This window comes from Rhodovulum visakhapatnamense, from assembly GCF_004365965.1.
In the GTDB taxonomy this organism is placed as follows: Bacteria; Pseudomonadota; Alphaproteobacteria; order Rhodobacterales; family Rhodobacteraceae; genus Rhodovulum; species Rhodovulum visakhapatnamense.
The window spans coordinates 130241-154787 of the sequence record NZ_SOEB01000004.1 but is presented as its reverse complement, the minus strand read 5'-3'; the positions used below and the strand labels follow the sequence as shown (position 1 = coordinate 154787).

The window sequence follows — 24547 nt, the reverse complement described above, 5'->3', positions numbered from 1 at the left end:
CAGGAAACAGTTAGGTCTCAGGAGGCCGGTGTCGACGAGACGCCCACCTGCGCCGGACGCAAAAGCCGGTCATGCAGCATGAAGCCCGAGGCCATCACCTGGATGATGTCGCCCGCCTTCGTGCCGGGCACCGGGGCCTCGAACATCGCCTGATGATGCTGCGGATCGAACTTGTCGCCAACTTCGGGCGCCAGCCGCACGATCCCGTGCTTGGAGAAGACGTTCAGAAGCTCGCGCAGGGTCAGCTCGACCCCTTCCAGCAGCGCCGCATTGGCCGCACGCTGTTCGTCGGTCACGACCTCCAGCGCCCGCGAGAGGTTGTCGTAGACCGGCAGCATGTCGCGCGCGAGTTTCGAGCCGCCGTAATTCTCCGCCTCACGGCGGTCGCGGTCGGCCCGCTTGCGGGCGTTCTCGGCATCGGCCAGCGCCCGCATGAACCGGTCGCGAAGCTCGTCCCGCTCGGCCCTCAGCGCCTCGACCTCCGCCGGGGTGATCTCGGGGGCTTCGGTTTCGCCTGCGGTCTCGGTCGCAAGGTCTTCGGGTTCGGTCTTTTCAGGTTCTGCCATCTTTCATCCCTTGCCGCGGTCGGCGATCAGCTTGCCCACCAGCTGGGCGGTATAGTCCACGATCGGCACGATCCGCCCGTAGTTCAGCCGGGTCGGTCCGATCACCCCCACGGCGCCAATGATCTTACGGTCCGCGTTCATATATGGAGAGACCACCAAAGAGGAACCCGAAAGTGAAAAAAGCTTGTTCTCGGAGCCGATGAAGATGCGCACGCCTTCGCCCTCTTCGGCCAGTTCGAGGAATTCGGCAATGTCGCGCTTGCGTTCCAGATCGTCGAAGAGGCTGCGGATCCGGTCCAGATCGGCGGCCTCTGCCGGATCGGACAGCAGGTTCGCCCGGCCGCGCACGATCAGCCGCGCCTGATCCTGACCCTCGCTCTCCCAGACCGCAAGCCCCGCCTCGACCATGGTGCGTGCCAGCTCGTCCAGTTCCTGCCTGCGCCGCGCGATCTCGACCTTCATCGCCTCGCGCAACTCGCTGAGCGTGCGCCCCTCGGCCAGCGCATTGAGGAAATTGGCGGCCTCCCGCATCGAGGACGGTGTCTGCCCCGGCGCGGGCTGGAACAGACGGTTCTCGACATGGCCGTCGGCAAAGACAAGAACCGTCAGCGCCCGGTCGGCCCCGAGGCTGACGAATTCGATATGCTTGATCGGCGCCTCGTGCTTCGGCGCCAGGACGAGGCTTGCGCCATGGGTCACGCCCGACAGTGCCGCGCCCACCCGGTCGAGCAGCGTCCCCACATCGGACGTATTCGACCCCAGCGTCGCATCGATCTTCTCGCGGTCTTCCTCCTTGAGATCGCGCACCTCCAGAAGCCCGTCAACGAACATCCTCAGCCCCAGCTGCGTCGGCACCCGCCCGGCCGACACATGGGGGCTGTTCAGAAGACCCAGGAATTCCAGATCCTGCATCACATTGCGGATCGTGGCGGCGCTGACCTTCTCGCTCATCGTCCGGGTCAGCGTGCGCGACCCGACCGGGTCGCCGGACTCGAGATAGCCCTCGACCACGCGGCGAAACACTTCGCGCGAGCGGTCGTTCATTTCTTCGAGAATGCCTTGGGTGCTCACCTGCCGCGCCTCCATCGAAGCGGTGCCATTAAAGGGAAGATCCCGATCACGTCAATCGGCCCGATCAATCGGGGTTGCATCGGCGTCCGGCTCATGGGAGCAAAGCGCCAACGCCAAGAAAGGACAGTCCGATGCGCCCATCAGGTCGTGATGTAAGCGAACTCCGCCCGGTTTCAATCGAGACCGGCGTGACCAAGCATGCCGAAGGCTCCTGCCTCATCCGCATGGGCGATACCCATGTCCTGTGCACCGCGACGCTGGAAGAGCGCGTTCCGCCCTTCCTCAAGAACAGCGGTCTGGGCTGGGTCACCGCCGAATACGGGATGCTGCCGCGCGCCACGACCACCCGGATGCGCCGCGAAGCCGCCCAGGGCAAGCAGGGCGGCCGCACGGTCGAGATCCAGCGCCTGATCGGCCGCAGCCTGCGCGCGGGCGTCGACCGCGTGGCGCTTGGCGAACGCCAGATCACCGTCGACTGCGACGTGATCCAGGCCGATGGCGGCACCCGCTGCGCCTCGATCACCGGCGGCTGGGTCGCGCTGCGGCTGGCCGTGAACAAGCTGATGAAGACCGGCGAGGTCATTTCGGACCCGCTGGTCGATCCGGTCGCCGCCGTCTCTTGCGGCATCTATGCAGGTCAGCCGGTGCTGGATCTGGACTATCCCGAAGACAGCGAAGCGGGCGTCGACGGCAATTTCGTAATGACCGGGTCCGGCAAGCTGATCGAGGTGCAGATGTCGGCCGAAGGCTCGACCTATACCCGCGCACAGATGAATGCGCTTCTCGATCTGGCCGAAAAGGGCGTGGCCGACCTGGTCGCCGCCCAGAAAGCTGCGATCGGAGCCTGAGACATGCGCCGGTTTGACGGAAAGACGCTGCTGGTGGCGACCCATAACAGCGGCAAGCTCGAAGAAATCGCCGATCTGCTGAAGCCTTTCGGCATTTCCGTCACCGGCGCCGCCGACCACGCCCTGCCCGAACCCGAAGAAACCGAGGACACATTCGTCGGCAATGCGCGGATCAAGGCCCATGCGGCGGCGAAGGCGACCGGCCTGCCCGCTTTGGCCGACGATAGCGGCCTTGCGGTCGATGCCCTGGACGGTGCCCCGGGCGTCTATACCGCCGATTGGGCCGAAACAGGCTCTGGTCGCGACTTCCCGATGGCGATGGAAAAGGTCTGGACCAGACTTCAGGAGGCCAACGCCCCCGAGCCCCGGACCGCGCAATTCTGCTGCACCTTCGTGCTGGCCTGGCCCGACGGCCATGACGAGGTGTTCGAGGGCCGCATGCCCGGCCGCATCGTCTGGCCGATGCGCGGCGATCAGGGCCATGGTTTCGACCCGATCTTTCAGCCCGAAGGCTACGACATCACCTTCGGCGAGATGGACCGCTGGGAAAAGAACAAGATCAGCCACCGCGCCCGCGCCTTCGAGAAACTGGTGAGCCTGTTTGACCGCTGAAGACTGGCAGGAAGGCGGGTTCGGGCTTTACGTCCACTGGCCGTTCTGCCTGTCGAAATGCCCCTATTGCGACTTCAACAGCCATGTGTCGGCCGAGATCGACACGAAACGCTGGCAAGACGCCTATCTTTCCGAAATCCGCCGCCTTGCCGCCGAAACCGGCCCCCGTGTGCTGAACACCGTCTTTTTCGGCGGCGGCACCCCCAGCCTGATGGCCCCCGACCTGGTCGGCGCCATCCTCGAGACCGCCCGGTCTGTCTGGACCCCCGCGAATGACATGGAAATCACGCTCGAGGCCAATCCGACCTCGGTCGAGGCCGGACGTTTCACGGGATTTGCCGAGGCCGGCGTCAACCGCGTCTCGCTGGGCGTCCAGGCCTTGAACGATGCAGACCTGAGGCGGCTCGGCCGGATGCACAGCGTAGCCGAGGCCCGCGCCGCCTTCGAGATCGCCCGCGCCCGCTTTCCCCGCGTCAGTTTCGACCTGATCTATGCCCGGCAGGCCCAGTCCCTCGCCGCCTGGCGCGAGGAATTGACCGAAGCGCTGGCCATGGCCGCCGATCACCTGTCGATGTACCAGCTGACCGTCGAACCCGGCACCGCCTTTGGAGACCGGCTGGCGCGCGGCGGTCTGAAGGGCCTGCCCGACGAAGATCTCGGCGCCGATCTTTACGCCCTGACGCAAGAAATCTGCGGCGCCGCCGGAATGCCCGCCTATGAGGTCTCGAACCACGCCCGGCCCGGTGCCGAGTCGCGGCACAACCTGATTTACTGGCAGGCGGGCGACTATGCCGGAATCGGCCCCGGCGCCCATGGCCGGTTGACCCTGGACGGCGCACGGCTGGCAACCGACACGCCGCTTGCCCCGGCCGCCTGGCTCGACCGGGTCGCCCGCACCGGCACGGGCGAGCTGTCGCGAAGCCCGGTTTCCCCTGCCGATCAGGGTGTCGAATATCTTATGATGGGGCTCCGCCTCGCCCGTGGACTGTCGCTGACGCGCTACGAGAGGCTGGCGGGCGTGCCGTTGGATTCTAAAGAAATCAATGAGTTGTCCGAACTTGGCCTGGTCCGGGCCGAGGCGGGTTTCCTACGCGCCACGGCCGCGGGCCGCGCTGTGCTGAATGCGGTAATCCGCGCGCTGCTGCCCGATTAACCCTCAGTCGAAGCCGCCCCCGGGCGAGCTCAGCGCCGCACAAAGCCGGTCCAGCTCTTCAAGCGAGGCATAGGACAGGACAAGATCGCCAGATCCGTCGGTGCGATGCTCGATCGAGACGCCAACGCCAAGATTGGCCGCCAGATCCTGCTCGAGCGCGCGGGTATCGGCATCTTTCGCAAGTGGTGGCGGAACCCGGCGCGGCTTCGGCCCAGAGCCCGCCTTGGCCAGTTTCTCTGTCGCACGCACCGAGAGCTGACCCTTGATCACCTGCCGCGCCAGTTTGGCCGGATCTTCAGTCGTAATCAGCGCGCGGGCGTGGCCCGCGCTCAACCGCCCTTCGCGCAGATGGCCCTGCACCTCTTCCGGCAATTGCAGCAGACGCAACAGATTGGCGATGTGGCTGCGGCTTTTCCCAAGCGCCTCGGCTACCTTATCTTGTGTGTGCCCAAAGCGATCCATCAACTGACGGTAGCCCATCGCCTCTTCCAGCGGATTCAGATCGGCCCGCTGGATGTTTTCGATGATGGCGATCTCCAGCACCTCGATATCGTCCAGCTCGCGGACGATGACCGGCACCTCATGCTGCTGGGCCAGTTGCGAGGCGCGCCAGCGGCGTTCACCCGCGACGATCTCGAATCGCCCTTCGCTGCGCTTGCTGGGCCGCACGATCAGGGGTTGGATGACCCCCTTCTCACGAATCGAGTCGGAAAGCTCCTTAAGCGCCTCTTGGGCAAACATCCGCCGCGGCTGATCCGGATTGGGCTCCAGCAGATCCAAGGCCACCATCAGATCGGCCTTGCCGCGCGTCGCCTCGCCCCGCTCGGCCGCGGGCTCGATCTTGACGTCCGCCATCAGCGCCGACAGGCCGCGCCCGAGGCCGCGTTTTTCCGGTTGTCTCATGTCAATCTCCCCGCCTCAGGCGCCAACCGGCACCTTCGGCTCCAGCATTTCCTGCGCCAGAGCCCGATAAGCCTCGGCCCCGCGTGAATTCGGATCGTAGTCGAGCACTGGCATCGCATAGGACGGCGCCTCGCTGACCCGCACATTGCGCGGGATCACGGTCTGGAACACCAGATCGCCCAGATAGGCCCGCGCATCGTTTTCGACCTGTTGCGACAGGTTGTTCCGGCGGTCGGCCATGGTCAGCACCACGCCCTCGATCCGAAGCGTCGGGTTCGCGGTCTGGCGCAATTCGCGGATCGTGAGCATCAACTGCGACAGCCCTTCCAGCGCGAAAAACTCGCTTTGCAGCGGCACCAGCACCGAATGAGCCGCCACCATCGCGTTGACCGTCAGAAGACTCAGCGCCGGCGGGCAGTCGATCAAGACGAAATCGAACGCGTAGGCGTCAATCGCCGGTTGGCGCAAGGCGTCATGCAGCAGAAAGCTGCGCCGCTCGTTTGCCACCATTTCGATATCGGCAGAGCTCAGATCCGTGGTTGATGGCGCAATATAAAGCCGGTCCGATTTCGTTTTCATCAGAATTTCGGACAAGGGGGCGTCGCCGAGGATCAGATCGTAAGTGGTCCGGGTCCGCGCGTCGGGGTCGACCCCCAGTCCGGTCGAGGCATTGCCCTGTGGATCGATGTCGACAATCAGCACGGTCTTGCCAAGCTCGACCAACGCCGCGGCCACATTGATGGCGGTGGTGGTCTTGCCCACCCCACCCTTCTGGTTTGCAACCGCGATGATTTTCGGCCCTTTGGGGCGCGTGGGATCAGACACGGGCGATGCCTCCGAGTTTCAGAACGACGGCCTGCGGATCGGTCTTGCTGGGATGGTTTTGAACGTCGAACCGCCAGGATGCAAGCGCCGCGTCGAGCTCTTCAGCATAACGCGCGCCCTTCGGGAAGAGTGCGACGCCTCCGGGCGCCAGATGCCTGTCTGCGTAGTCCAAAAGCCGGGGCAACGGGGCCAGGGCGCGGGCCGACAGGACATCCGCGCCCTGCGGTTTCGCTGACTCGATTCGGGAGTCGATCACGTTTGTCGCCGCAAGGCCGAGATCCCGGCACACCGTCCGCAGAAACGCGGCCTTCCGCTGATCGCTCTCAATCAGCGTCACATGCAGATCCGGGGCCAATTCGCGCGCCAGGATGGCAATCACGAGTCCCGGAAAGCCTCCGCCGCTTCCCAAATCGACCATATGGCGGGCGTCTGTCGGGCATAGCCCGAAAAGCTGTGCGGAATCCTTGAAATGTCGGGTCTCCAGATCGTCCAGCGTCGAGCGCGCCACAAGATTGATCGCCGGGTTCCACTTGCGCAGAAGCGCAGCATAGGCGGACAGTCGCTCGGATGTTTCACGTGAAACATCGCCGAGCACCTGGAGGGAGCCGCTCATGCCGATCGTCGCCCCATCTGCCGAAGCCGCGCCAGAATCAGCGTCGCGGCCGCCGGGGTCATGCCATCGATGCGCGCGGCCTGCGCCAGAGTTTCGGGCCGTGCTTGTGATAGCTTGCACTTCAATTCGGTCGACAGACCTTCCAACTGATCGTAAGGGAAGTCCGCCGGGAGGCTTTGCGCCTCGTCACGGCGCATGGCTTCTACATCTTGGGCCTGTCTATCGATGTAATGCGCATATAGTGCGTCGCGCGCCAACTGGGTTCGGATCTCGATATCGACATTCTCAAGCGCGGGATCGAGCGGAATCAGGTCGTCGAACACGACATCCGGGAAGGCAAGAAGATCGGCGCCGTTTCGACGGGTCCCGTCCGCGTTGACCTTGATCCCCGCAGCCGCGATCTGCTTTGGCGTCAGAGACAGGGATTCCAGCCGACCACGCGCCGCAGTAAGCCGCTCCATCTTGTCGCCAAAGGCGCGTTTGCGCGTCTCACCCACGCAGCCAACCTCGATCCCCGCGGGCGTGAGGCGCTGATCCGCGTTGTCTGCGCGCAACGAAAGACGGAATTCGGCGCGCGAAGTGAACATGCGATAGGGCTCGCTGACACCGCGCGTCACCAGATCGTCAATCATCACGCCAATATAGCTTGTCGTCCGCGTGAAGGTCGCGGGCCGCTGGCCCTTCACTTGCAGCGCGGCGTTGAGCCCGGCGACCACCCCCTGGGCGGCCGCCTCCTCGTAGCCCGTCGTGCCGTTGATCTGCCCGGCAAGGAACAACCCCGGCACGTCGCGCAATTCCAGCGACGAGCACAACGCGCGCGGATCGACATAGTCATACTCGATGGCATAACCGGGTTGCAGGATCTGTGCCGACTCGAGTCCCACTATGGAATGGACGTAAGCCTCCTGCACGTCCTCGGGCAGAGATGTCGAAATGCCGTTCGGATAGACGGTCGGGTCGTCGAGGCCCTCGGGTTCAAGGAAGACCTGATGCGATTCCTTGTCGGCAAAGCGCACGACCTTGTCCTCGATCGAGGGGCAGTAGCGCGGGCCGACCCCTTCGATATGACCGCCGTACATCGCCGATCGAGGCAGATTTTCCCGAATTATTTCATGCGTCTGCGGGTTCGTGTGCGTAATTCCGCAGGCCACTTGACGGACCTCGATCCCTTTCGACAGAAATGAAAACAAGACCGGGTCCTCATCGCCGGGCTGGCTGTCGAGCCGATCCCAATCGATGGTCCTTCCGTCAAGGCGAGGCGGTGTGCCGGTCTTGAGCCGACCGAGCGGGAGACCGAAGCCGTCGATCCTTTCCGCCAGACGCACGGAGGGCCGGTCCCCGATCCGGCCGCCGGGTCGACGCTGGTCGCCGATATGGATGACGCCGCGCAAGAATGTCCCGGTCGTCAGAACCACGGCGCCCGCCGTGATCTCCCCCCCGTCCGCGAGGACAATCCCCGCCACCCGGCCATCGCGTTCGATCAGGTCGGCGGCCTCACCTTCTATGATCTCCAGGCCGGGCGTGACGGACAGCATCGTCTGCACGGCGTTGCGGTACAATTTTCGGTCAGCTTGGGCGCGTGGCCCTTGCACGGCGGGACCCTTACGACGATTCAGAAGCCGAAACTGGATCCCGGCACGGTCGGCCGCCCGCCCCATCAGCCCGTCAAGCGCATCGACCTCCCGCACCAGGTGCCCCTTGCCAAGCCCGCCAATGGCCGGATTGCAGGACATGACGCCAATCCCGTCGCGGCGCAGTGTCACGAGGGCGACCTGCGCGCCCAGCCGGGCAGCGGCATGCGCCGCTTCGGCCCCGGCATGGCCGCCGCCGACCACGACGACATCGAAGCTGCGATGTTTCACGTGAAACACTCCTCACTTTCCCAGACAGAAGCGCGCAAAGATCTCATCGAGCAGGTTTTCGACATCGATCTTGCCAAGCAGCGACTCGAGCGCCCGCGCTGCCCGGCGGATATCCTCAGCCGCCAGCTCCGCCGTTTCCATGCCGTGAGATAACTGATTCTGCGCCTCGGCGATAGCGCCTCGCGCCCGCCTCATCGCTTCAGCATGCCGTTCTCGCGTCGCCGTGACCGCCCGTGTCGAGCGGTCATCAAGGATCGCGGCAATTCGCTCGACCAGCTCGGCCACGCCCTGCCCCGTTTTGCCCGACACACCTGCCGCCCCGCTGTCCAGATCGGCCTTGCCGCGCAAAACGATGTCCTCCGGCCCCGGCGCCATGCCCTCGGTTCGGCCGGTCTCGTCAAGAAGGAAGACGCGCAGATCCGCCGCGGTTGCCCGGTCGATGGCTCGCGCAATCCCGATGGTTTCCACCTCGTCGGTGCTCTCGCGCAGGCCGGCGGTGTCGAGAAATGTCACGGGAAGACCGCGCAGATCCAACCGAACCTCGATCACGTCGCGCGTCGTGCCCGCGTGTTCTGAAGTGATCGCCGCCTCTCGGCCCGCCAAGAGGTTCAAAAGCGTGGATTTTCCGGCGTTCGGCGGTCCGACGATGGCGATTTCAAAGCCTTCCCGGATGCGCTCGGCCATTGCGACGCCCTCGATCTCTGTCTCAAGCGCGGTCGAGACCCCGGAAAGAAGACCGGCGACCTCGGGGGTCACGTCGACCGGTACATCCTCGTCAGCAAAATCGATGGTGGCTTCCAGCAGCGCGGCAGCGCGGACCAGAGACTCGCGCCACAACGCGACCTTTTCCCCAAGGGCTCCCGACAGGACGCGCATGGCCTGACGCCGCTGAGCCTCTGTCTCTGACTCAAGCAGATCTGCCAGCCCCTCGACCTGGGCCAAGTCCAGCACGCCATTTTCCAGCGCCCGCCGGGTGAACTCTCCGGGCTCGGCCAGCCGCAGCCCATCCTGTTCGCCCAAGGCACGCAACACTGCAGCGACCGTTGCAGGGCTGCCATGGCATTGAAATTCTACAACATCCTCGCCAGTAAAGCTCGCCCCCTTCGCAAAGCAAAGCACCAGAGCCTCGTCCAGAAGCACGCCCTCGGCATCAGTCAGCCGACGCAGGCCCGCCTGTCGAGGTGCGGGAAGCGATCCGGCCAGCGCGCGCGCAGCCGTCATGGCCCGCGGGCCGGAAACGCGGATCACGGCGACGCCCGCCTTTCCGCGTGCCGTCGCCTGGGCGAAGATCGTGTCCAGGGATCACCTCCGGGCGATGCCGCCTCAGGTGTTCATCGAATCGAAGAATTCCGAATTCGTCTTGGTTTGCTTGAGCTTGGAAATCAGGAATTCGATGGCATCGGTCGTGCCCATCGGGTTGAGGATCCGGCGCAGAACGAAGGTTTTCTGCAGATCGGACTTGTCGACCAGAAGATCCTCTTTCCGCGTGCCCGATTTGAGGATGTCCATCGCCGGGAAGACCCGCTTGTCGGCGACCTTCCGGTCGAGCACGATCTCGGAGTTACCGGTGCCCTTGAATTCCTCGAAGATCACCTCGTCCATGCGCGAGCCGGTGTCGATCAGGGCGGTCGCGATGATGGTCAGCGACCCGCCCTCTTCGATGTTCCGCGCGGCCCCGAAGAACCGTTTCGGCCGTTGCAACGCATTGGCGTCGACACCACCGGTCAGCACCTTGCCCGAGGACGGCACGACGGTGTTATAGGCCCGCCCAAGTCTTGTGATCGAATCGAGAAGGATCACAACATCTCGTTTGTGTTCAACCAGACGCTTGGCCTTTTCGATGACCATCTCGGCCACCGCGACGTGGCGCGTCGCCGGTTCGTCGAAGGTCGAGGAAATGACCTCGCCCTTCACCGACCGCTGCATGTCGGTCACCTCTTCCGGCCGCTCGTCGATCAGCAGGACGATCAAATAGGTCTCGGGGTGGTTGGTCTCGATCGAATTGGCAATGTTCTGCAGCAGGACGGTCTTGCCGGTCCGCGGCGGCGCCACGATCAGCGCGCGCTGGCCCTTCCCGATCGGCGCCACCAGATCGATGATCCGGGCCGACCGGTCGCGGATCGTCGGATCCTCGATTTCCATCTTCAGCCGCTCGTCCGGGTAAAGCGGCGTCAGGTTGTCGAAGTTGATCTTGTGCCGGGCCTGCTCGGGATCCTGGAAGTTGATCTTCGTGACCTTGGTGATCGCGAAGTAGCGTTCATTCTCGCGCGGCGCCTGCATCACGCCCTCGACCGTGTCGCCGGTGCGCAGGGAATGCATGCGGATCATGTCGGGCGAGACATAGATGTCGTCCGGACCCGGCAGGTAGTTTGCTTCGGGCGAGCGCAGGAAGCCGAAGCCGTCCTGCAGGACCTCGAGGACGCCATCGCCCGAGATTTCCCAGCCATCTTCGGCGCGCTCTTTCAGGATCGAGAACATCATCTCGCCCTTGCGCATCGCCGACGCGTTCTCGATCTCAAGTTCTTCCGCCATGGCAAGAAGATCCTTGGGGCTTTGGGCCTTGAGATCGGCAAGGTTCAGACAGTCTTGGGTCATGGGAAAGCTTTGCGGATGACGGCGCCGGGCAGGCTGCGCACACGTTATACGGGAATCCCCGGACCGGACGATCCGAGTTAAGAAAGCTGCTTAGCCCGGTGCGGCCCCCGAGTCAACTCGGAGCAGCGCGGCCTAGAACTTGACGACCACCGAAAACACGATGACCAGCATCAGAAGCGTCGGCACTTCGTTCATCATGCGGAAGGTCCGACCGGTCCGGGTGTTGCGCCCGGCCACGAAATCCTTGCGCCGCGCCCCCAGCCACATGTGGAACCAGGTCATCGCGATCACGCAGGCCCCCTTCGTATAGGGCCAGATCGAGTCCCAGTACACCACATTTGGTGTAAGCACCAAGGCCAACCCGAAGATCCAGACCGCGATGATCGAAGGGTTCATGATGTAGCGGTACAGCTTCATCTCCATGACCTGAAACAGCGCGTCCGTCTCGTGGCCCGGGGTCACCTTTTCGGTGTGATAGACGAAGATCCTCGGCAGATAGAACAACCCGGCCATCCAGGTCAGCACTGCGATGATGTGGAGCGACTTGGTCCACGGATACAGGTTGGACAGGAATTCGGACATCGTCTGCCTCGCTACGCTTGGTCGCCTACCGCGCCTCTTCTAGAGCAATAGGAAAAGAAAAGAAAAGATGATGATTTTGTAGGGCCTGTGGAGGATGTGGATTACTGGTCACTCCACGCTCTCATCCACAGCTCGGGCCCTTGTGGAAGAAAGTGGAGATAACTTGTCGAGATCTGCGCGGAAAATCGGTAACCTTCTATTGTAAAAAGAAAATACACCTCATGGATCGGTCTGCGATCTGTGGATAACTTTTGAATGAATGGTCTGCGACGATTCGTTCACAGGTCGGGATCCCATCCATCCACGGTGGATTTGAGTCCCCGGATTCTTGACATTTCCACCCCGGAACGGCACCCCAAGGCTCTGAGGCCTCTTATCCTGAAACCGTGCGACCGTCTCACCTGTGTTTTTCCACAGGGTTGCCCAGAATGCCCGAACCGATGCCCGAACCTGTGATCCTTGCCTCCGGCTCTGCCATCCGGCGCCAGCTTCTGACCCGGGCGGGGCTTGTCTTCGACGTCGTGCCCGCGCGCGTCGACGAAGACGCGATCCGTGCCGCGATGGAGGCCGAGGCCGCGGGGCCAGGCGACATCGCCGAGGAACTGGCCGCCTTCAAGGCCAAGCGGGTCGCCGAAAAGCACCCCGGTACCCTGGTGATCGGCTGCGACCAGGTGCTGGCCCATCGTGGCAAGGTGCTGGCCAAGGCCGAAACCTGCGAGGCGGCGCGCGATCAGCTGCGCAACCTGCGGGGCGGCAAGCATCAGCTTCTGTCGGCGGTGGTGGTCTATGACGACATGCGCCCGCTTTGGCGCCATGTCGGCGAGGTCTCGCTGACGATGCGGCCGTTTTCCGACCGCTACCTGGACGAGTATCTTGACCGGAACTGGCCCGCCGTGCGCGATGCGGTGGGCGGCTACAAGCTGGAAGAAGAAGGCGTGCGTCTGTTTTCCGCCATCGAGGGCGACTATTTTGATGTTCTGGGTTTGCCCTTGCTACCGCTGCTGACCTTCCTGACGACCAGAGGAGTCTTGATGGCATGAGTGACAGAATCCCCCTCGCCGGTGTCATCGGCTCTCCCATCGCGCATTCGAAATCGCCGCTGCTGCACCGCCACTGGCTGGAACGCTACGGCATTCGCGGCTTCTACATTCCGATGGACGTGGCCCATGCCGACCTGAAACAGGTGCTCGAGGCGCTGCCGCGCATGGGATTCGTGGGCATCAACGTCACGATTCCGCACAAGGAAACCATCCTCAGTCTGGCCGATTCCGTGTCCGATCGCGCCGCCCTGATCGGGTCGGCCAACACGCTGATCTTCCGCGCCGACGGCAAGGTCTATGCCGACAATACCGACGGGATCGGGTTCATCGAGAACCTGCGCCAGGGCGCGCCGGGCTGGGATCCGACCGCCGGGCCCGCCGCGGTTCTGGGGGCGGGCGGCGCCGCGCGGGCCGTCGTCGCCGCGCTGTCGGAACAGGGCGTGCGCGAGATCCGCGTTTCCAACCGCACCCGCTCGCGCGCCGAGGCGCTGCGGGCCGAGTTCGGTCCCAAGATCGTGGTGCATGACTGGGTGCAGGCGGCCGCGATGATCGACGGCGCCGCGACGGTGGTGAACACCACGTCGCTGGGCATGGTCGGCAAGGCCGAGTTCAAGGTGCCGCTCGACGCGCTTTCGCCCGATGCGGTGGTCAGCGATCTGGTCTATGTGCCGCTGGAAACCGCCTTCCTGCGCGAGGCGCGCGCGCGGGGCTGTGTCGCGGTCGACGGGCTGGGGATGCTGCTGCATCAGGCCGCGCCCGGGTTCGAGCGCTGGTTCGGTCGCCGCCCCGAGGTCGACGAGGCCGCGCGCGCAGTGCTGCTGGACGCATGAGCCGGCCGTTTCTTCTGGGGCTGACCGGCTCCATCGGCATGGGCAAATCGACCACAGCCGCGCTGTTCCGCGAGAAGGGCGTGCCTGTCTGGGATGCCGATGCCGCCGTGCACGCGCTTTATGCCGAAGGTGGCGGCGCGGTCCGGCCGCTGGCCGCGCTCTGCCCCGAGGCGGTCCGTCACGGGGCCGTCGACCGCGACGCGCTGAAGGCCTGGATCGCGCGCGAGCCCGAGGCGCTGATGCGGATCGAGGCGGTGGTGCATCCGCTGGTCGCGGCCGACCGGCAGGCCTTCATCGACCGGCACCGCGAGGCGCCGCTTCTGGTGCTGGACATCCCGCTTCTGTTCGAGACCGGGGCCGATAAATGGCTCGACGCGGTGCTGGTGGTGACCGCGACGCCCGAGGCTCAGCGCGCCCGGGTGCTGGACCGTCCGGGCATGACCGAGGCGCAGCTGGACGCGATCCTGGCCCGGCAGATGCCCGATGCCGAAAAACGCGCCCGCGCCGATCATGTGATCGAGACGCTGACGCTCGACCAGGCCGGGGCCGGGGTCGCGGCGCTGATCGACAAGCTGGGGACTGCCGATGCGTGAGATCGTTCTCGATACCGAAACCACGGGTTTCGAGCCCGAGACCGGCGACCGGATCGTCGAGATCGGCGCCGTCGTGCTCTGGAACCATCTGCCGACCGGCGAGACGTTTCACGTCTATATCAACCCCGGCCGCGACATGCCGGACGAGGCTTTCGGCGTGCACGGGATCGGGCCGGATATTCTGGCCAATCCGCGACCGGCGAAGCCCGGAGAGGTCACGCTGCGCGACAAGCCGCCCTTTTCCGAGGTCGGGCGGAAATTCCTCGATTTCGTGCAGGATTCGAAACTGGTGATCCACAATGCCAGTTTCGACATGAAGTTCCTGAACGCCGAACTGGGCTGGCTCGGCCTGCCCAAGCTGCCGATGAGCCAGGCGCTCGACACGCTGGCCATGGCGCGCAAGAAGTTTCCGGGTTCGCCCGCGACGCTGGACGCGCTCTGCCGCCGCTTCGGCATCGACAACACGATGCGCGAAAAGCACGGCGCCTTGCTCGATTCCGAGATCCTGGCCGAGGTCTATCTGGAACTGATCGGCGGCCGACAACCCGATTTCATGCTGGCCACCCGGTCTCGGGCCACGGGCGGCGGGTCCGAGGGAGACGCCGCTGCCTGGCGCCCGCGCCCGCGGCCGACCCCCCTGCCCCCGCGACTTACGGATGACGAAGCCGCCGCCCATCGGGCCTTTGTTCAGGCGATGGGCGACGGCGCGCTTTGGAAAAACTACGACTGAGCGGGGTCAGGCGGTGCCGCTCGGCGTCTGTTCGTTCTGAACGGCGGCGGCGCGGCGCGCGATTTCCTGACGGTACAGTGCCACGAAATCCACGGGCTCGAGGTTCAGCGACGGGAAACCGCCGTCACGCGTCACGTCCGACACGATGCGCCGCACGAAGGGGAACAGCATGCGCGGACATTCGATCAGCAGGAAGGGATGCAGCTGGTCCTCGGGCACGTTCTCGATATGGAAGAGCCCGGCATAGTCCAGTTCCATCAGGAAAAGCTGGCTTTGGTCGGCCTTGTTCTTCGACGAGACGGTGAACTTGGTGATGATCTCGTACTGGTGCTCGGCCGGACGTTTGCGCGCGTCGAGTGCGACCTGCACCGTCACGTCGGGCGTCACCTCGCCCGAGGCGCCCTTCTGGACCAGAATGTTTTCGAAGGACATGTCCCGGATGTACTGGCCCAGGATCTGCAGTCTCACTTGCGGCGGTTGCGCGGCGGCGCCGTTGCCTTCGGTCTCGCTCATGGCGTGCTCCTGCGAAGGGTTGCGTTGCGCTTTCGCTTAGCAGGTCAGTCCCCGCCGCTCAATGCCGCGTCCAGCCCGAAGGCGGCAGCGAGTCACGGTCTTCCGGTGCGCCCTGCGACGACAGGTCCTCGAAATCGCCGTCGATGATGTCCTCGCGGGCCGGGCGCGGCCGGGCATGGGCCGGGCCGCCGCGCGGCGGGGCGCCGAAGCCGACCGACTGCACCACCACGCGTTTGGACAGCCAGCGATAGGCCGCCGACCGGACCGGCGGGATCAGCAGCAGAAGGCCCATCGTGTCGGTGAAAAAGCCCGGCGTCAGCAGCATCGCCCCGGCAAAGAGGATCATCGCGCCATGGGCCAGCGGCTCGGTCGGGTCGCGCAACTCGTTGAACGAATTGCGTACCTGCGACAGCGCCAGCGCGCCCTGCTGGCGCATCAGCCAGGTGCCCGCCACGGCGGTCGCCAGCACGATGCCCAGCGTCGGCCACAGCCCGATCAGCCCGCCCACCTGGATGAAAAGCGCGATCTCGATCAGCGGGATCGACAGGAACAGCAGGAAAAGCCACATTGCATCACCTCATTCTGCTTCGTGCGGCCCGGTGGACTTGATCGAAGGCGTACCTTACATATGTGCGGTAACGCTTCGATACAAACGCTTCCCGCGACCCGCGAGGTTTTCATGAGCTCTGCCATCATCCAGCTTCTGGTTCTCGCCGGGATCGCCGTGTTCCTGATCCTGCGGCTGCGATCCGTCCTTGGCACGCGCGAAGGGTTTGAAAAACCGCCCGTGCAGATGCCCGATCCCGCGGCGCGCCGGGCCGACAGCCGCCGGGCTTTCGAAGTGATCGAGGGCGGTCCAGATACCGACATCACCGACCATGTCGAGGATGGCAGCCCGGCCGCGAAGGCGCTGGCAGCGATGAAACTGGCCGAACCGGGCTTTTCGGTCGGCGAATTCCTGCATGGCGCGCGCGGCGCCTACGAGATGATCCTGATGGCCTTCGAGCATGGCACCATCGAGGACGTAGCGGCGTTTCTGGCCCCCGATGTCCGCGACAGCTTTGCCGAAGTGATCCGGCTTCGCGAGGAACAGGGCCTGTCGGTCGATGCCAATTTCGTCGGCGTGCGCGAGCTGTCGCTGAAGGATGCGACCTATGACCGCGAGACGGGCGAGGCCGAACTGATGGTGCGGTTCGTGGGCGAACTGACCTCGGTCGTGCGCAACGAGGCGGGCGAGATCGTCGAGGGCAGCCCCAGCGAAATCAAGCGTCAGCGCGATGTCTGGACCTTTGCCCGCGTGATGGGCTCGGACGATCCGAACTGGCAGCTCGTCGCGACCGACGAGTGACGCGCCAGGCCGCGATGCGGCGGCGCGCCTGAAGGCCCCTCGTCCCCTTTCAGTGCCTCGGCCTTCAGCCAGGCGGCAAGACGGGCCATTTCCGGCGTCGGCGCGCGATCCGGTCGAGCGCCCCCGCCATTCCGTCGTGCCCCTGTTCCAGCACCGGACACAGCATCCGCCCTCGTCGGTCGGCACCAGTCCGCGGGGCGTGCGCGGCCGAAGCGCGGTGCCCGGCAGATCTTCCACCCGCGAGATCTGATGGCTGACTGAGGCCTGTGCCACCCGCAGTTCGACTGCCGCGAGGGTAAAGCTGCCCTGCCGCGCCGCGACCTCGAAGACGCGCGGGCCGTTCAGCGGAATGTCGGGCCGGTCCATCTCCATTACCTCTGCTCATGCGGCGCGTGACGATTTCTCGTTGGTCTCGGACGGGGTGCCTCCCTATCAGATCTTCAGGACCACGCGCGCCCTCGATCCCCATGACCGGCCCTTTCGGGCCCAGACCCGGTCGGCCGGTCGCCGCCAAGGAGTGTCTTTCGCGATGTCCCATGCCCTTCGACTGCCGCGCCTTCTGGCGGGACTTGCCCTCGGCCTCGCGCTAAGCAGCCCTGCCCTTGCCCGCACCGCGGAGGACGACGCGGCCCAGGCGCTGGCCGACACCATCTCCCGGCTTGAAAGCGCCCTGCCCGCGCGGATCGGCGTCGCAATCCGCGACAGCGGGTCCGACTGGGGTTGGGGCCACCGCGACTCAGAACGGTTCCTGATGGCCAGCACCTTCAAGTCGGTGCTGTGCGCCGCTGTGCTCGATCGCGCCGACCGGGGATTGCTGTCGCTGGGCGATGCGGTGGCGATCCCGCCCGAGGCGATCCTCGACTACGCCCCGGTGGCCGAGACCCATGTCGGCGGGACGATGACGCTTGGCGATCTCTGCCTCGCCACCCTCGACATGAGCGACAACACCGCCGCCAATCTGCTGATCGCGCGGTTGGGCGGCCCGCAGGAGGTGACGGCCTTTCTGCGCCGGATCGGCGATCCGGTGACGCGGCTCGACCGCACCGAACCCGACCTGAACCTGTTGGACCCGGCCGATCCGCGCGACACCACCAGCCCCGCGGCGATGGCGGCGACCTGGCAGAGGCTGTTGCTGGGGGATGTGCTGTCGCCCGCCTCTCGGGCACGCCTTGCGGACTGGATGAGCCATGGCTCGGTCACCGCGTCGCTGATCCGTGCCAGCGCGCCGCCGGGCTGGACGGTTTCCGACAAGTCGGGTGGCGGCCGGGAGTATACCCGCAATCTTGTGGCGATGATCCGGGCCCCGGGCCGGGCGCCGGTCGTCGTGGCGATCTATCTGTCCGATTGTCCCGCCGACTGGGCCACGCGCAACGCCGCCGTGGCCGAGATCGGAGCGGCGGTGATCGCGCTTCTGAAGACGCGCTAGGCGTCCTCGGGTCCGGCCGCGCGGCAGGCGGCCGGACATCCCGCCCGGATCAGTCCTTCGAGCGTTCGACGTAGGTGTTGTCGGCGGTGTTGATCACGATCCGGGTGCCGACGTCGATATGGGGGGGCACCATCACCCGCACGCCGATATCGGTCATCGCGGGCTTGTAGCTCGACGAGGCGGTCTGCCCCTTCACCACCGGTTCGGTCTCGGCGACCTCGACCACCATCTTCTGCGGCAGTTCGATCGAGATCGGGTTGCCCTCGAAGGTCTGCAGGAAGACCCGCATCCCCGGCTGCAGATAGGCCGCCGAGTCGCCGACAACGTCGGGATGCGCCGCCACCTGATCGAAGCTTTCCGGGTTCATGAAGTGGAACCCTTCCGCGTCGTCATAGAGAAAGTCGTATTCGCGCTCGTCGACATTGGCCTTTTCCACCTGTTCGGTGGTCTTCCAGCGCTCGGTGGTCTTCACGCCGTCCGAAATCCGGCGCATGTCGACCGAGGTGGTGGGCGTGCCCTTGCCGGGATGGAAGTTCTCGGCCTTGAGAACGACGTAGAGCTGGCCATCCTTTTCGACGACGTTGCCCTTGCGGAGCGAGGAGGCGATGACTTTCACGGGGGATTCCTTGTGGACGGTCTTGCTGCGGTATATCCGGCTGATCGGACACGGCCGTAGCCGAACTTGGCGCGAAATTCCAGAAGAAAGAAAGGCGCAGCGCATGACCGACACGCCCTGGTGGACCCCGACCCGGCATGCCGACCGCCGCCCGGCGCTATTGGCGCGCAACCGGATTCAGGCCGCGATCCGGGGCTGGCTGGCGGCTCGGGATTTCGTCGAGGTCGACCCGTCCGCGCTGGCGATCAGCCCCGGCAACGAGGCGCATCTGCATGCCTTCGCGACCGAGGCCATCGGCACGGACGGGGGGACGCGGCGGATGTATCTGCACACCTCGCCCGAATTCGCGATGAAAAAGCTGCTGGCCGCGGGCGAGACCCGGATCGCGGCCTTCGCCCATGTCTGGCGCAACCGCGAAAGCGGGCCGCGCCACAGCGCCGAATTCACCATGCTGGAATGGTATCGCGCGGGCGAGGATTACACCCGGCTGATGGAGGACACCGCCCGCATGCTGCAACTGGCCTGCGAGGCGGCGGGCACAAGGCGGCTTTGCCATGGCGGGCAGGAGTGCGATGCCTTCGCCCCGGTCGAGCGGCTGTCGGTGGCGCAAGCCTTCGCCGATCTTGCCGGGATCGACCTTCTGGCGACGCTTGCGCCCGGGGGCGGCACCGACCGGGACGGGCTTGCCGCCCAGGCCAGCGCCGCCGGGATCGCCTTCGGCGCGGGCGACAGCTGGTCGGACATCTTCAGCCGGGTTCTGGTCGAGAGGATCGAGCCGCATCTGGGGCGCGGCCGGATCACCGTGCTCGACCGCTATCCGGCCGCCGAAGCCGCACTGGCGCGGGCCTGCCCCGACGACCCGCGCGAGGCCGAACGGTTCGAAGTCTATGCCTGCGGGGTCGAACTGGCCAACGGCTTCGGCGAGCTGACCGACCCCGCCGAACAGCGCCGCCGCTTCGAGGCCGAGATGGACGAGAAAGAGCGCGTCTATGGCGAGCGCTATCCGCTGGACGAGGATTTCCTTGCGGCGCTGGCGCTGATGCCGCCCGCCTCGGGCATCGCACTCGGCTTCGACCGGCTGGCGATGCTGGCCACCGCCGCGCCGCGGATCGAAGACGTGCTCTGGGCTCCGGTGTCCTGAACCCTCTACCCGGCCCCGCGGTTCCAAACGCTGCGTCAGATTTCTCCCGGCGCGAAACGGCTGGCATTCTCATCCCGGGAAGGTATTCACCCTTTCGTGATGAGTTCCATTTTTTGAGGTTGCTGCAGTGAAATATCGTTTCGTCGGACTGCTGTCCGTTGCCCTGGTCCTGTCGGTTTCTGCCTGTGCCAAACGCCCCGACGCCATCGCGCCCGCTCCGATGCCCGCCGGCATGTACGACAAGATGAGCTGCACAAAGGCCCGTGACGAGCTGATGAAGGTCAATGCCGAGGTCGAAGAGCTGTCGCGCAAGCAATCGGGCGCCGCGACCGCCGATGCGATCGGCGTCTTCCTGATCCTGGTGCCGATGTCGACCCTTTCGGGCGGCGACAAGGCGGGCGATCTCGCGGCCGCCAAGGGCCGGAAACTGGCGCTGGAAGCGCGGCTCGAAAACTGCCGCTGACCGGGTGACCGGCCCGGCGGGACTGCGGCCTGCCGGGTCAGCCTGTCTTTCGATCATTCCGCCGATCCGGGCCGGTTTCGGCACATCCGGTCTGGGACCGGGCGGCGTTTGGCGCTATCACGGGGCTTGGCCCCGACCTGCGCCCGGGGCGCGCGCCTGCGCCCGGCCGGACCCGGGTCGGGCGGAACGCGGCGCAGCGGATCGCGACAGCAGGGCCCCGTGGAAAAGCGCAGCGCAGCACCCTCCCCGACCAGCGACGAGGCGCCCTCGCGCGCGCTTCGCGGCTTCGGGGCGGCGGTCTGTCTGGCGATGGCCCTGGGCGGCGCCGGCCCGGGCACGGCGGCGCCATCGGTCGAGATGCTGTCCTTTGCCGATCTCAAGGGCTGGGACACCGACGATCATGCCCAGGCGCTGGCCACCTTCCGCGAAACCTGCCCCGACCTGCCCGATCCGCCCTGGACCTCGCTTTGTGCCCTGTCCGAACGGCAATCGAGCGCCCGCAGCTTCTTCGAGCTGTTCTTCCGGCCGGTCCTGATCGGCGGCGACAGCCCGGCGCTGTTCACCGGCTATTTCGAGCCCGTGCTCAAGGCCGCCCGCGCCCCCGATGCCCGCTTTCGCTATCCGATCTACCGCCTGCCGCCCGACCTGCCCGCCGACCGGCCCTGGTTCTCGCGCCGCGAGATCACCGAAGGCGGGGTGCTTGACGGGCGCGGGCTGGAAATCGCCTGGCTTGAAGACCCGGTCGACGTGTTCTTTCTTCAGGTGCAGGGATCGGGCCGACTGACCCTGCCCGACGGCACCCTGCTGCGCGTCGGCTATGGCGGCAAGAACGGCCACGACTACCGGTCGATCGGCAAAGAGCTGGTCCGGCGCGGGGTCTATGAGGCGCATCAGGTCTCGGCCCGGGTGATCCGCGCCTGGGTCCGGCGCCATCCCGAAGCGGGGGCCGAGCTTTTGCTGCACAACCCGTCCTTCGTCTTCTTCCGCGAACTCGACGCGCTGCCGCCGGGCAAGGGGCCGCTCGGGGCGATGAACCGCCCGGTCACGCCGATGCGCAGTCTCGCGGTCGATCCCGCCTACGTGCCGCTGGGCGCCCCGGTCTGGATCGAGAAGGGCGGGCGGCATCCCTTGCACCGGCTGATGGTCGCGCAGGATACCGGCTCGGCGATCAAGGGGGCGCAGCGGGCCGACATCTTCTATGGCACCGGCGCGGGTGCCGGGCGGCTGGCGGGCGAGGTGCGCGATCCGGGCCGGATCGTGGTGCTGCTGCCGATCGACCTGGCGCTTGCGCTTCTGCCAGGAGGCTGAGCCTTGCGTCGCCGCCGCCTCAGCCGCGAGGACCGCGCAGTTTGGGACGAGGTCGCGCGCCGGGTTCGCCCGATGCGCGACGCAGCCCCCGACCCCGTGCCCGACACGGCACCGCCCGCGCCGGTCCCCGCCCCGCCGCTCAAGGCAGCGCCGCCGCCGCTGGCACCGTTCCGGCTGGGCGCGAAGGCGCCCTCCCCGGCCGCCGCGCCCGACCCGGCCCCGGCCTCGATCCGCATGGACCGCAAGGCGTTTCTGCGGATGAAGGGGGGCAAGCTCGACCCCGAGGCACGGATTGACCTGCACGGCATGACCCTGGCCGAAGCGCATCCGGCGCTGATCGGGTTCATCCTGCGCAGTCAGGCCGAGGGGCGGCGGCTGGTGCTGGTGATCACCGGCAAGGGGCGCGGCACGGAATGGGAACCGGCCTTCGCCGACCGGCGCGGGGTTCTGCGGCGGCAGGTGCCGCACTGGCTGCAACAGGCGCCGCTGACCGGCGCGGTGCTGCAGGTGACCCCCGCCCACCGCAAGCATGGCGGCGAGGGCGCCTTCTACGTCTATCTGCGGCGACCCCGCTAGGCGGGATCAGAGGATATAGCGGGTCATGTCGGCCGATCTGGTCAGCTCGCCCAGGTTTTTCTCGACGAAATCCGCATCGACCCGGACGCTGTCGCCGCCCCGGTCGGGCGCGGTGAAGCTGAGTTCCTCGAAGACCCGTTCCATCACCGTGTAAAGCCGCCGCGCGCCGATATTCTCGATGCTTTCATTGACCTCGGCCGCGACGCGGGCCAGCGCCGCGATGCCGTCTTCGGTGAATTCGACGGTGACATCCTCGGTGCCCATCAGCGCGGTATATTGCCGGGTCAGGGCGTTGTCGGTCTCGGTCAGGATGCGGACAAAATCGCCCTCGGTCAGTGCCCTGAGTTCCACCCGGATCGGCAACCGGCCCTGCAATTCGGGCAGCAGGTCCGAGGGCTTGGCGATATGGAACGCGCCCGAGGCGATGAACAGGATATGGTCGGTCTTCACCGGCCCGTACTTGGTCGAGACCGTCGTGCCCTCGATCAGCGGCAGCAGGTCGCGCTGTACGCCCTCGCGGCTGACATCGGCGCCGCGCATGTCGGACCGGGCGCAAACCTTGTCGATCTCGTCGAGGAAGACGATGCCGTTTTCCTGCACCGCCTCCAGCGCGGTCCGGTTCACCGTCTCGTCGTCGAGAAGCTTGTCGGCCTCTTCCGAAATCAGGATCTCGTAGCTTTCGGCCACGGTCATCCGCTTCTTGACGGTGCGCCCGCCGAAGGCCTTGCCGAAGAGATCGCCCAGCGACATCATCCCCTGCTGGCCCTGCCCCGGCGCCATGCCCGGAAGCTCCATCCCTTGCAGCGGGTTCGAGGTGTCGGTGATCTCGAGTTCGATCGTCGTGTCGTCAAGCTCGCCCTTCTTCAGCTTGGTGCGGAACATCTCGCGGGTCTGCTCGCGCGCATCCGATCCGGCGATGGCGGCGATCACCCGGTCCTCGGCGGCCTTGTAGGCGGCGGCCTTGACGTCCTCGCGCATCCAGTCGCGGGTCTGCACCAGCGCGATATCGACCAGATCGCGCACGATCTGTTCCACGTCGCGGCCGACATAGCCCACTTCGGTGAACTTGGTCGCCTCGACCTTGATGAAGGGCGCCCGGGCCAGCCTGGCCAGACGGCGCGAAATCTCGGTCTTGCCGACGCCGGTCGGGCCGATCATCAGGATGTTCTTGGGATAGACCTCTTCGCGGAGGTCGTCGGCCAGCTGCTTGCGCCGCCAGCGGTTTCGCAGCGCGACCGCGACCGCGCGCTTGGCATCGCTTTGGCCGATGATGAACCGGTCGAGTTCCGAGACGATTTCGCGGGGGGTCAGGTCGGTCATCGGGAAATGGTCTCCACCGTCAGGTTGCCGTTCGTGTAGACGCAGATATCGGCCGCGATCGCCATCGCCCTGCGGGCGACGTCTTCGGCCGAAAGCTCGGTATTTTCCATCAGCCCCCGGGCCGCGGCCAGCGCGTAGTTGCCGCCCGATCCGATGGCGGCCACGTCGAATTCGGGGGCAAGCACGTCGCCCGCGCCGGTGATCACGTAAAGCTCGGCCCCGTCGCTGACGATCAGCATGGCCTCGAGCTTTTGCAGATACTTGTCGGTGCGCCAGTCCTTGGCCAGCTCGACCGCGGCGCGCTGCAGCTGGCCCGGGGTTGCCTGCAGCTTGGCCTCCAGCCGTTCGAGGAGTGTGAAGGCATCGGCCGTCGATCCGGCGAACCCCGCGACGACGTCATAGCCGCCGGGCGACAGGCGGCGCACCTTGCGGGCGGTGCCCTTGATGACGGTCTGGCCCAGGCTGACCTGTCCGTCGCCCGCGATCACCACCTGCCCGCCGCGGCGGACGCCGATGATGGTGGTCCCGTGCCATCCGGGAAACTCGGTTTTCGACATGCCGTTCTCCTGCGATTTCCGGGTCCGATATATGCGCGCGATGCTGCCCCACAAGCCGGGCACGAAAAAGGGGCGCCGGGGCGCCCCTTTGTCTCAGCCTGAACTTGGGGTCAGACGGATTCGTGGATCCAGTTCTGCAGCGCGGCCTTGGGCGCGGCGCCGATCTTGCTGGAAATGACTTGTCCATCCTTGAACAGAAAGAGCGCGGGGATGCCGCGCACGCCCAGCTGGGCCGGGCTGGTCGGGTTGTCGTCGACATTGACCTTGACGATCTTCACCTTGCCTTCCAGCTCGACCGACAGCTCTTCCAGGGCCGGGCCGATCTGCTTGCAGGGGCCGCACCATTCGGCCCAGAAATCGACGACGACGGGAATGTCGGACTGGCGCACCTCGGCGTCGAAGGTGTCGTCCGTGACGGCATGGGTGGGCATCTGGGTCTCTCCTTGGAACCTGGGA

28 protein-coding genes and 1 pseudogene are annotated in these 24547 nt (G+C 65.9%); 13 read left to right on the top strand and 16 right to left on the bottom strand.

The window, feature by feature from the left end:
• Positions 1–17 precede the first annotated feature (17 nt).
• Positions 18–566 carry a nucleotide exchange factor GrpE gene (locus tag EV657_RS05280; protein ID WP_075784148.1) on the bottom strand — a complete coding sequence of 183 codons (549 nt, stop codon included), beginning with the start codon at positions 564–566 and terminating at the stop codon, positions 18–20.
• 3 nt (positions 567–569) lie between these two features.
• A complete protein-coding gene (hrcA, locus tag EV657_RS05275; protein ID WP_243627885.1) occupies positions 570–1610 on the bottom strand; it encodes a heat-inducible transcriptional repressor HrcA in 1041 nt (346 codons plus the stop codon).
• A gap of 158 nt (positions 1611–1768) precedes the next feature.
• Here hrcA and rph point away from each other — a divergent pair, with 158 nt between their 5' ends.
• Genes rph through hemW form a run of 3 tightly spaced genes read left to right on the top strand, consistent with a single transcriptional unit; the run spans position 1769 to position 4250 of the window.
• Positions 1769–2485 carry a ribonuclease PH gene (rph, locus tag EV657_RS05270; RefSeq protein ID WP_134077338.1) on the top strand — a complete coding sequence of 239 codons (717 nt, stop codon included), beginning with the start codon at positions 1769–1771 and terminating at the stop codon, positions 2483–2485.
• Between the two features lie 3 nt (positions 2486–2488).
• A complete protein-coding gene (gene rdgB, locus EV657_RS05265) occupies positions 2489–3097 on the top strand; it encodes an RdgB/HAM1 family non-canonical purine NTP pyrophosphatase (protein WP_134077337.1) in 609 nt (202 codons plus the stop codon).
• The gene (gene hemW / locus EV657_RS05260; RefSeq protein WP_113669471.1) at positions 3087–4250 is read left to right on the top strand and encodes a radical SAM family heme chaperone HemW; all 1164 of its coding nucleotides are present in this window, start codon (positions 3087–3089) and stop codon (positions 4248–4250) included. Before rdgB ends, hemW begins: the two co-directional genes overlap by 11 nt.
• A gap of 3 nt (positions 4251–4253) precedes the next feature.
• On the opposite strand, the gene EV657_RS05255 is transcribed toward hemW, so the two are convergent.
• From EV657_RS05255 to EV657_RS05225, 7 genes are all read right to left on the bottom strand, one after another.
• Complete coding sequence (locus EV657_RS05255; RefSeq protein WP_279587382.1) at positions 4254–5105, bottom strand: ParB/RepB/Spo0J family partition protein; 852 nt, start codon at positions 5103–5105, stop codon at positions 4254–4256.
• 63 nt (positions 5106–5168) lie between these two features.
• On the bottom strand, positions 5169–5978 hold the full coding sequence (locus EV657_RS05250) for a ParA family protein (protein WP_113669473.1): 810 nt from the start codon (positions 5976–5978) through the stop codon (positions 5169–5171).
• On the bottom strand, positions 5971–6591 hold the full coding sequence (gene rsmG / locus EV657_RS05245) for a 16S rRNA (guanine(527)-N(7))-methyltransferase RsmG (protein WP_134077336.1): 621 nt from the start codon (positions 6589–6591) through the stop codon (positions 5971–5973). The genes EV657_RS05250 and rsmG overlap by 8 nt, the downstream gene beginning before the upstream one ends.
• Positions 6588–8453, bottom strand: a complete 1866-nt coding sequence (gene mnmG / locus EV657_RS05240; protein ID WP_134077335.1) for a tRNA uridine-5-carboxymethylaminomethyl(34) synthesis enzyme MnmG — start codon at positions 8451–8453, stop codon at positions 6588–6590. Before mnmG ends, rsmG begins: the two co-directional genes overlap by 4 nt.
• A gap of 12 nt (positions 8454–8465) precedes the next feature.
• On the bottom strand, positions 8466–9752 hold the full coding sequence (mnmE, locus tag EV657_RS05235; protein ID WP_134077334.1) for a tRNA uridine-5-carboxymethylaminomethyl(34) synthesis GTPase MnmE: 1287 nt from the start codon (positions 9750–9752) through the stop codon (positions 8466–8468).
• Positions 9753–9776: 24 nt separating this feature from the next.
• Positions 9777–11048: a transcription termination factor Rho gene (gene rho / locus EV657_RS05230; protein WP_075784138.1), complete on the bottom strand. Its 1272-nt coding sequence runs from the start codon at positions 11046–11048 to the stop codon at positions 9777–9779.
• A gap of 132 nt (positions 11049–11180) precedes the next feature.
• Positions 11181–11630 (bottom strand): CopD family protein, encoded by a 450-nt coding sequence (locus EV657_RS05225; protein ID WP_075784137.1) that lies wholly within the window; start codon positions 11628–11630, stop codon positions 11181–11183.
• A 440-nt stretch (positions 11631–12070) separates the two neighbouring features.
• On the opposite strand from EV657_RS05225, the gene EV657_RS05220 reads away from it, so the two are divergent.
• From EV657_RS05220 to dnaQ, 4 genes are read left to right on the top strand one after another with little or no spacing between them, the layout of a single operon-like run.
• Positions 12071–12670 carry a Maf family protein gene (locus tag EV657_RS05220; protein ID WP_134077377.1) on the top strand — a complete coding sequence of 200 codons (600 nt, stop codon included), beginning with the start codon at positions 12071–12073 and terminating at the stop codon, positions 12668–12670.
• Complete coding sequence (locus EV657_RS05215) at positions 12667–13500, top strand: shikimate dehydrogenase (RefSeq protein WP_075784136.1); 834 nt, start codon at positions 12667–12669, stop codon at positions 13498–13500. Before EV657_RS05220 ends, EV657_RS05215 begins: the two co-directional genes overlap by 4 nt.
• Positions 13497–14093: a dephospho-CoA kinase gene (gene coaE, locus EV657_RS05210; RefSeq protein WP_134077333.1), complete on the top strand. Its 597-nt coding sequence runs from the start codon at positions 13497–13499 to the stop codon at positions 14091–14093. Before EV657_RS05215 ends, coaE begins: the two co-directional genes overlap by 4 nt.
• On the top strand, positions 14086–14823 hold the full coding sequence (gene dnaQ / locus EV657_RS05205; protein ID WP_134077332.1) for a DNA polymerase III subunit epsilon: 738 nt from the start codon (positions 14086–14088) through the stop codon (positions 14821–14823). Before coaE ends, dnaQ begins: the two co-directional genes overlap by 8 nt.
• Before the next feature lie 6 nt (positions 14824–14829).
• Here dnaQ and secB read toward each other — a convergent pair whose 3' ends face one another.
• The gene (gene secB / locus EV657_RS05200) at positions 14830–15336 is read right to left on the bottom strand and encodes a protein-export chaperone SecB (protein ID WP_075784133.1); all 507 of its coding nucleotides are present in this window, start codon (positions 15334–15336) and stop codon (positions 14830–14832) included.
• Positions 15337–15394: 58 nt separating this feature from the next.
• Entirely contained in the window at positions 15395–15904 is a 510-nt protein-coding gene (locus EV657_RS05195; protein ID WP_113669479.1) for an FxsA family protein, read from the bottom strand.
• Between the two features lie 111 nt (positions 15905–16015).
• Between EV657_RS05195 and EV657_RS05190 the strand changes: the two genes are divergently transcribed.
• The gene (locus EV657_RS05190; RefSeq protein ID WP_075784131.1) at positions 16016–16684 is read left to right on the top strand and encodes a Tim44/TimA family putative adaptor protein; all 669 of its coding nucleotides are present in this window, start codon (positions 16016–16018) and stop codon (positions 16682–16684) included.
• Positions 16685–16912: 228 nt separating this feature from the next.
• Here EV657_RS05190 and EV657_RS22115 read toward each other — a convergent pair.
• Positions 16913–17050 (bottom strand): annotated as a pseudogene (locus tag EV657_RS22115) (LysR family transcriptional regulator); the annotation flags it as partial.
• A gap of 163 nt (positions 17051–17213) precedes the next feature.
• Between EV657_RS22115 and bla the strand changes: the two are divergent.
• On the top strand, positions 17214–18110 hold the full coding sequence (gene bla / locus EV657_RS05180) for a class A beta-lactamase (protein WP_134077331.1): 897 nt from the start codon (positions 17214–17216) through the stop codon (positions 18108–18110).
• Between the two features lie 49 nt (positions 18111–18159).
• On the opposite strand, the gene efp is transcribed toward bla, so the two are convergent.
• The gene (gene efp, locus EV657_RS05175; RefSeq protein ID WP_075784130.1) at positions 18160–18726 is read right to left on the bottom strand and encodes an elongation factor P; all 567 of its coding nucleotides are present in this window, start codon (positions 18724–18726) and stop codon (positions 18160–18162) included.
• A 103-nt stretch (positions 18727–18829) separates the two neighbouring features.
• On the opposite strand from efp, the gene epmA reads away from it, so the two are divergent.
• The 4 genes from epmA (at position 18830) to EV657_RS05155 (ending at position 22214) form a co-directional block, all read left to right on the top strand.
• A complete protein-coding gene (epmA, locus tag EV657_RS05170) occupies positions 18830–19867 on the top strand; it encodes an EF-P lysine aminoacylase EpmA (RefSeq protein ID WP_113669481.1) in 1038 nt (345 codons plus the stop codon).
• A 127-nt stretch (positions 19868–19994) separates the two neighbouring features.
• Complete coding sequence (locus tag EV657_RS05165; RefSeq protein ID WP_075784128.1) at positions 19995–20330, top strand: hypothetical protein; 336 nt, start codon at positions 19995–19997, stop codon at positions 20328–20330.
• A 309-nt stretch (positions 20331–20639) separates the two neighbouring features.
• Positions 20640–21638 (top strand): murein transglycosylase A, encoded by a 999-nt coding sequence (gene mltA / locus EV657_RS05160; RefSeq protein WP_134077376.1) that lies wholly within the window; start codon positions 20640–20642, stop codon positions 21636–21638.
• Positions 21639–21641: 3 nt separating this feature from the next.
• Positions 21642–22214, top strand: a complete 573-nt coding sequence (locus EV657_RS05155; protein ID WP_243837488.1) for a Smr/MutS family protein — start codon at positions 21642–21644, stop codon at positions 22212–22214.
• 6 nt (positions 22215–22220) lie between these two features.
• Here the strand turns inward: EV657_RS05155 and hslU are convergent, their stop codons facing one another.
• From hslU to trxA, 3 genes are all read right to left on the bottom strand, one after another.
• Complete coding sequence (gene hslU, locus EV657_RS05150) at positions 22221–23534, bottom strand: ATP-dependent protease ATPase subunit HslU (protein ID WP_113669483.1); 1314 nt, start codon at positions 23532–23534, stop codon at positions 22221–22223.
• Positions 23531–24091, bottom strand: coding sequence for an ATP-dependent protease subunit HslV (gene hslV, locus EV657_RS05145; protein WP_108025716.1), 561 nt, complete (start codon positions 24089–24091; stop codon positions 23531–23533). The genes hslU and hslV overlap by 4 nt, the downstream gene beginning before the upstream one ends.
• A 110-nt stretch (positions 24092–24201) precedes the next feature.
• Positions 24202–24522, bottom strand: coding sequence for a thioredoxin (trxA, locus tag EV657_RS05140; protein WP_075784124.1), 321 nt, complete (start codon positions 24520–24522; stop codon positions 24202–24204).
• Between the last annotated feature and the right edge of the window lie 25 nt (positions 24523–24547).

Coding starts and splice junctions, on each gene's coding strand:
- EV657_RS05280 (WP_075784148.1), bottom strand. CDS start 566: ATGGCAGAACCTGAAAAGACCGAACCCGAAGACCTTGCGACCGAGACC.
- hrcA (WP_243627885.1), bottom strand. CDS start 1,610: ATGAACGACCGCTCGCGCGAAGTGTTTCGCCGCGTGGTCGAGGGCTAT.
- rph (WP_134077338.1), top strand. CDS start 1,769: ATGCGCCCATCAGGTCGTGATGTAAGCGAACTCCGCCCGGTTTCAATC.
- rdgB (WP_134077337.1), top strand. CDS start 2,489: ATGCGCCGGTTTGACGGAAAGACGCTGCTGGTGGCGACCCATAACAGC.
- EV657_RS05255 (WP_279587382.1), bottom strand. CDS start 5,105: ATGGCGGACGTCAAGATCGAGCCCGCGGCCGAGCGGGGCGAGGCGACG.
- rsmG (WP_134077336.1), bottom strand. CDS start 6,591: ATGAGCGGCTCCCTCCAGGTGCTCGGCGATGTTTCACGTGAAACATCC.
- rho (WP_075784138.1), bottom strand. CDS start 11,048: ATGACCCAAGACTGTCTGAACCTTGCCGATCTCAAGGCCCAAAGCCCC.
- EV657_RS05225 (WP_075784137.1), bottom strand. CDS start 11,630: ATGTCCGAATTCCTGTCCAACCTGTATCCGTGGACCAAGTCGCTCCAC.
- EV657_RS05220 (WP_134077377.1), top strand. CDS start 12,071: ATGCCCGAACCTGTGATCCTTGCCTCCGGCTCTGCCATCCGGCGCCAG.
- EV657_RS05215 (WP_075784136.1), top strand. CDS start 12,667: ATGAGTGACAGAATCCCCCTCGCCGGTGTCATCGGCTCTCCCATCGCG.
- coaE (WP_134077333.1), top strand. CDS start 13,497: ATGAGCCGGCCGTTTCTTCTGGGGCTGACCGGCTCCATCGGCATGGGC.
- dnaQ (WP_134077332.1), top strand. CDS start 14,086: ATGCGTGAGATCGTTCTCGATACCGAAACCACGGGTTTCGAGCCCGAG.
- secB (WP_075784133.1), bottom strand. CDS start 15,336: ATGAGCGAGACCGAAGGCAACGGCGCCGCCGCGCAACCGCCGCAAGTG.
- EV657_RS05195 (WP_113669479.1), bottom strand. CDS start 15,904: ATGTGGCTTTTCCTGCTGTTCCTGTCGATCCCGCTGATCGAGATCGCG.
- EV657_RS05190 (WP_075784131.1), top strand. CDS start 16,016: ATGAGCTCTGCCATCATCCAGCTTCTGGTTCTCGCCGGGATCGCCGTG.
- bla (WP_134077331.1), top strand. CDS start 17,214: ATGTCCCATGCCCTTCGACTGCCGCGCCTTCTGGCGGGACTTGCCCTC.
- epmA (WP_113669481.1), top strand. CDS start 18,830: ATGACCGACACGCCCTGGTGGACCCCGACCCGGCATGCCGACCGCCGC.
- mltA (WP_134077376.1), top strand. CDS start 20,640: ATGGCCCTGGGCGGCGCCGGCCCGGGCACGGCGGCGCCATCGGTCGAG.
- hslU (WP_113669483.1), bottom strand. CDS start 23,534: ATGACCGACCTGACCCCCCGCGAAATCGTCTCGGAACTCGACCGGTTC.
- hslV (WP_108025716.1), bottom strand. CDS start 24,091: ATGTCGAAAACCGAGTTTCCCGGATGGCACGGGACCACCATCATCGGC.
- trxA (WP_075784124.1), bottom strand. CDS start 24,522: ATGCCCACCCATGCCGTCACGGACGACACCTTCGACGCCGAGGTGCGC.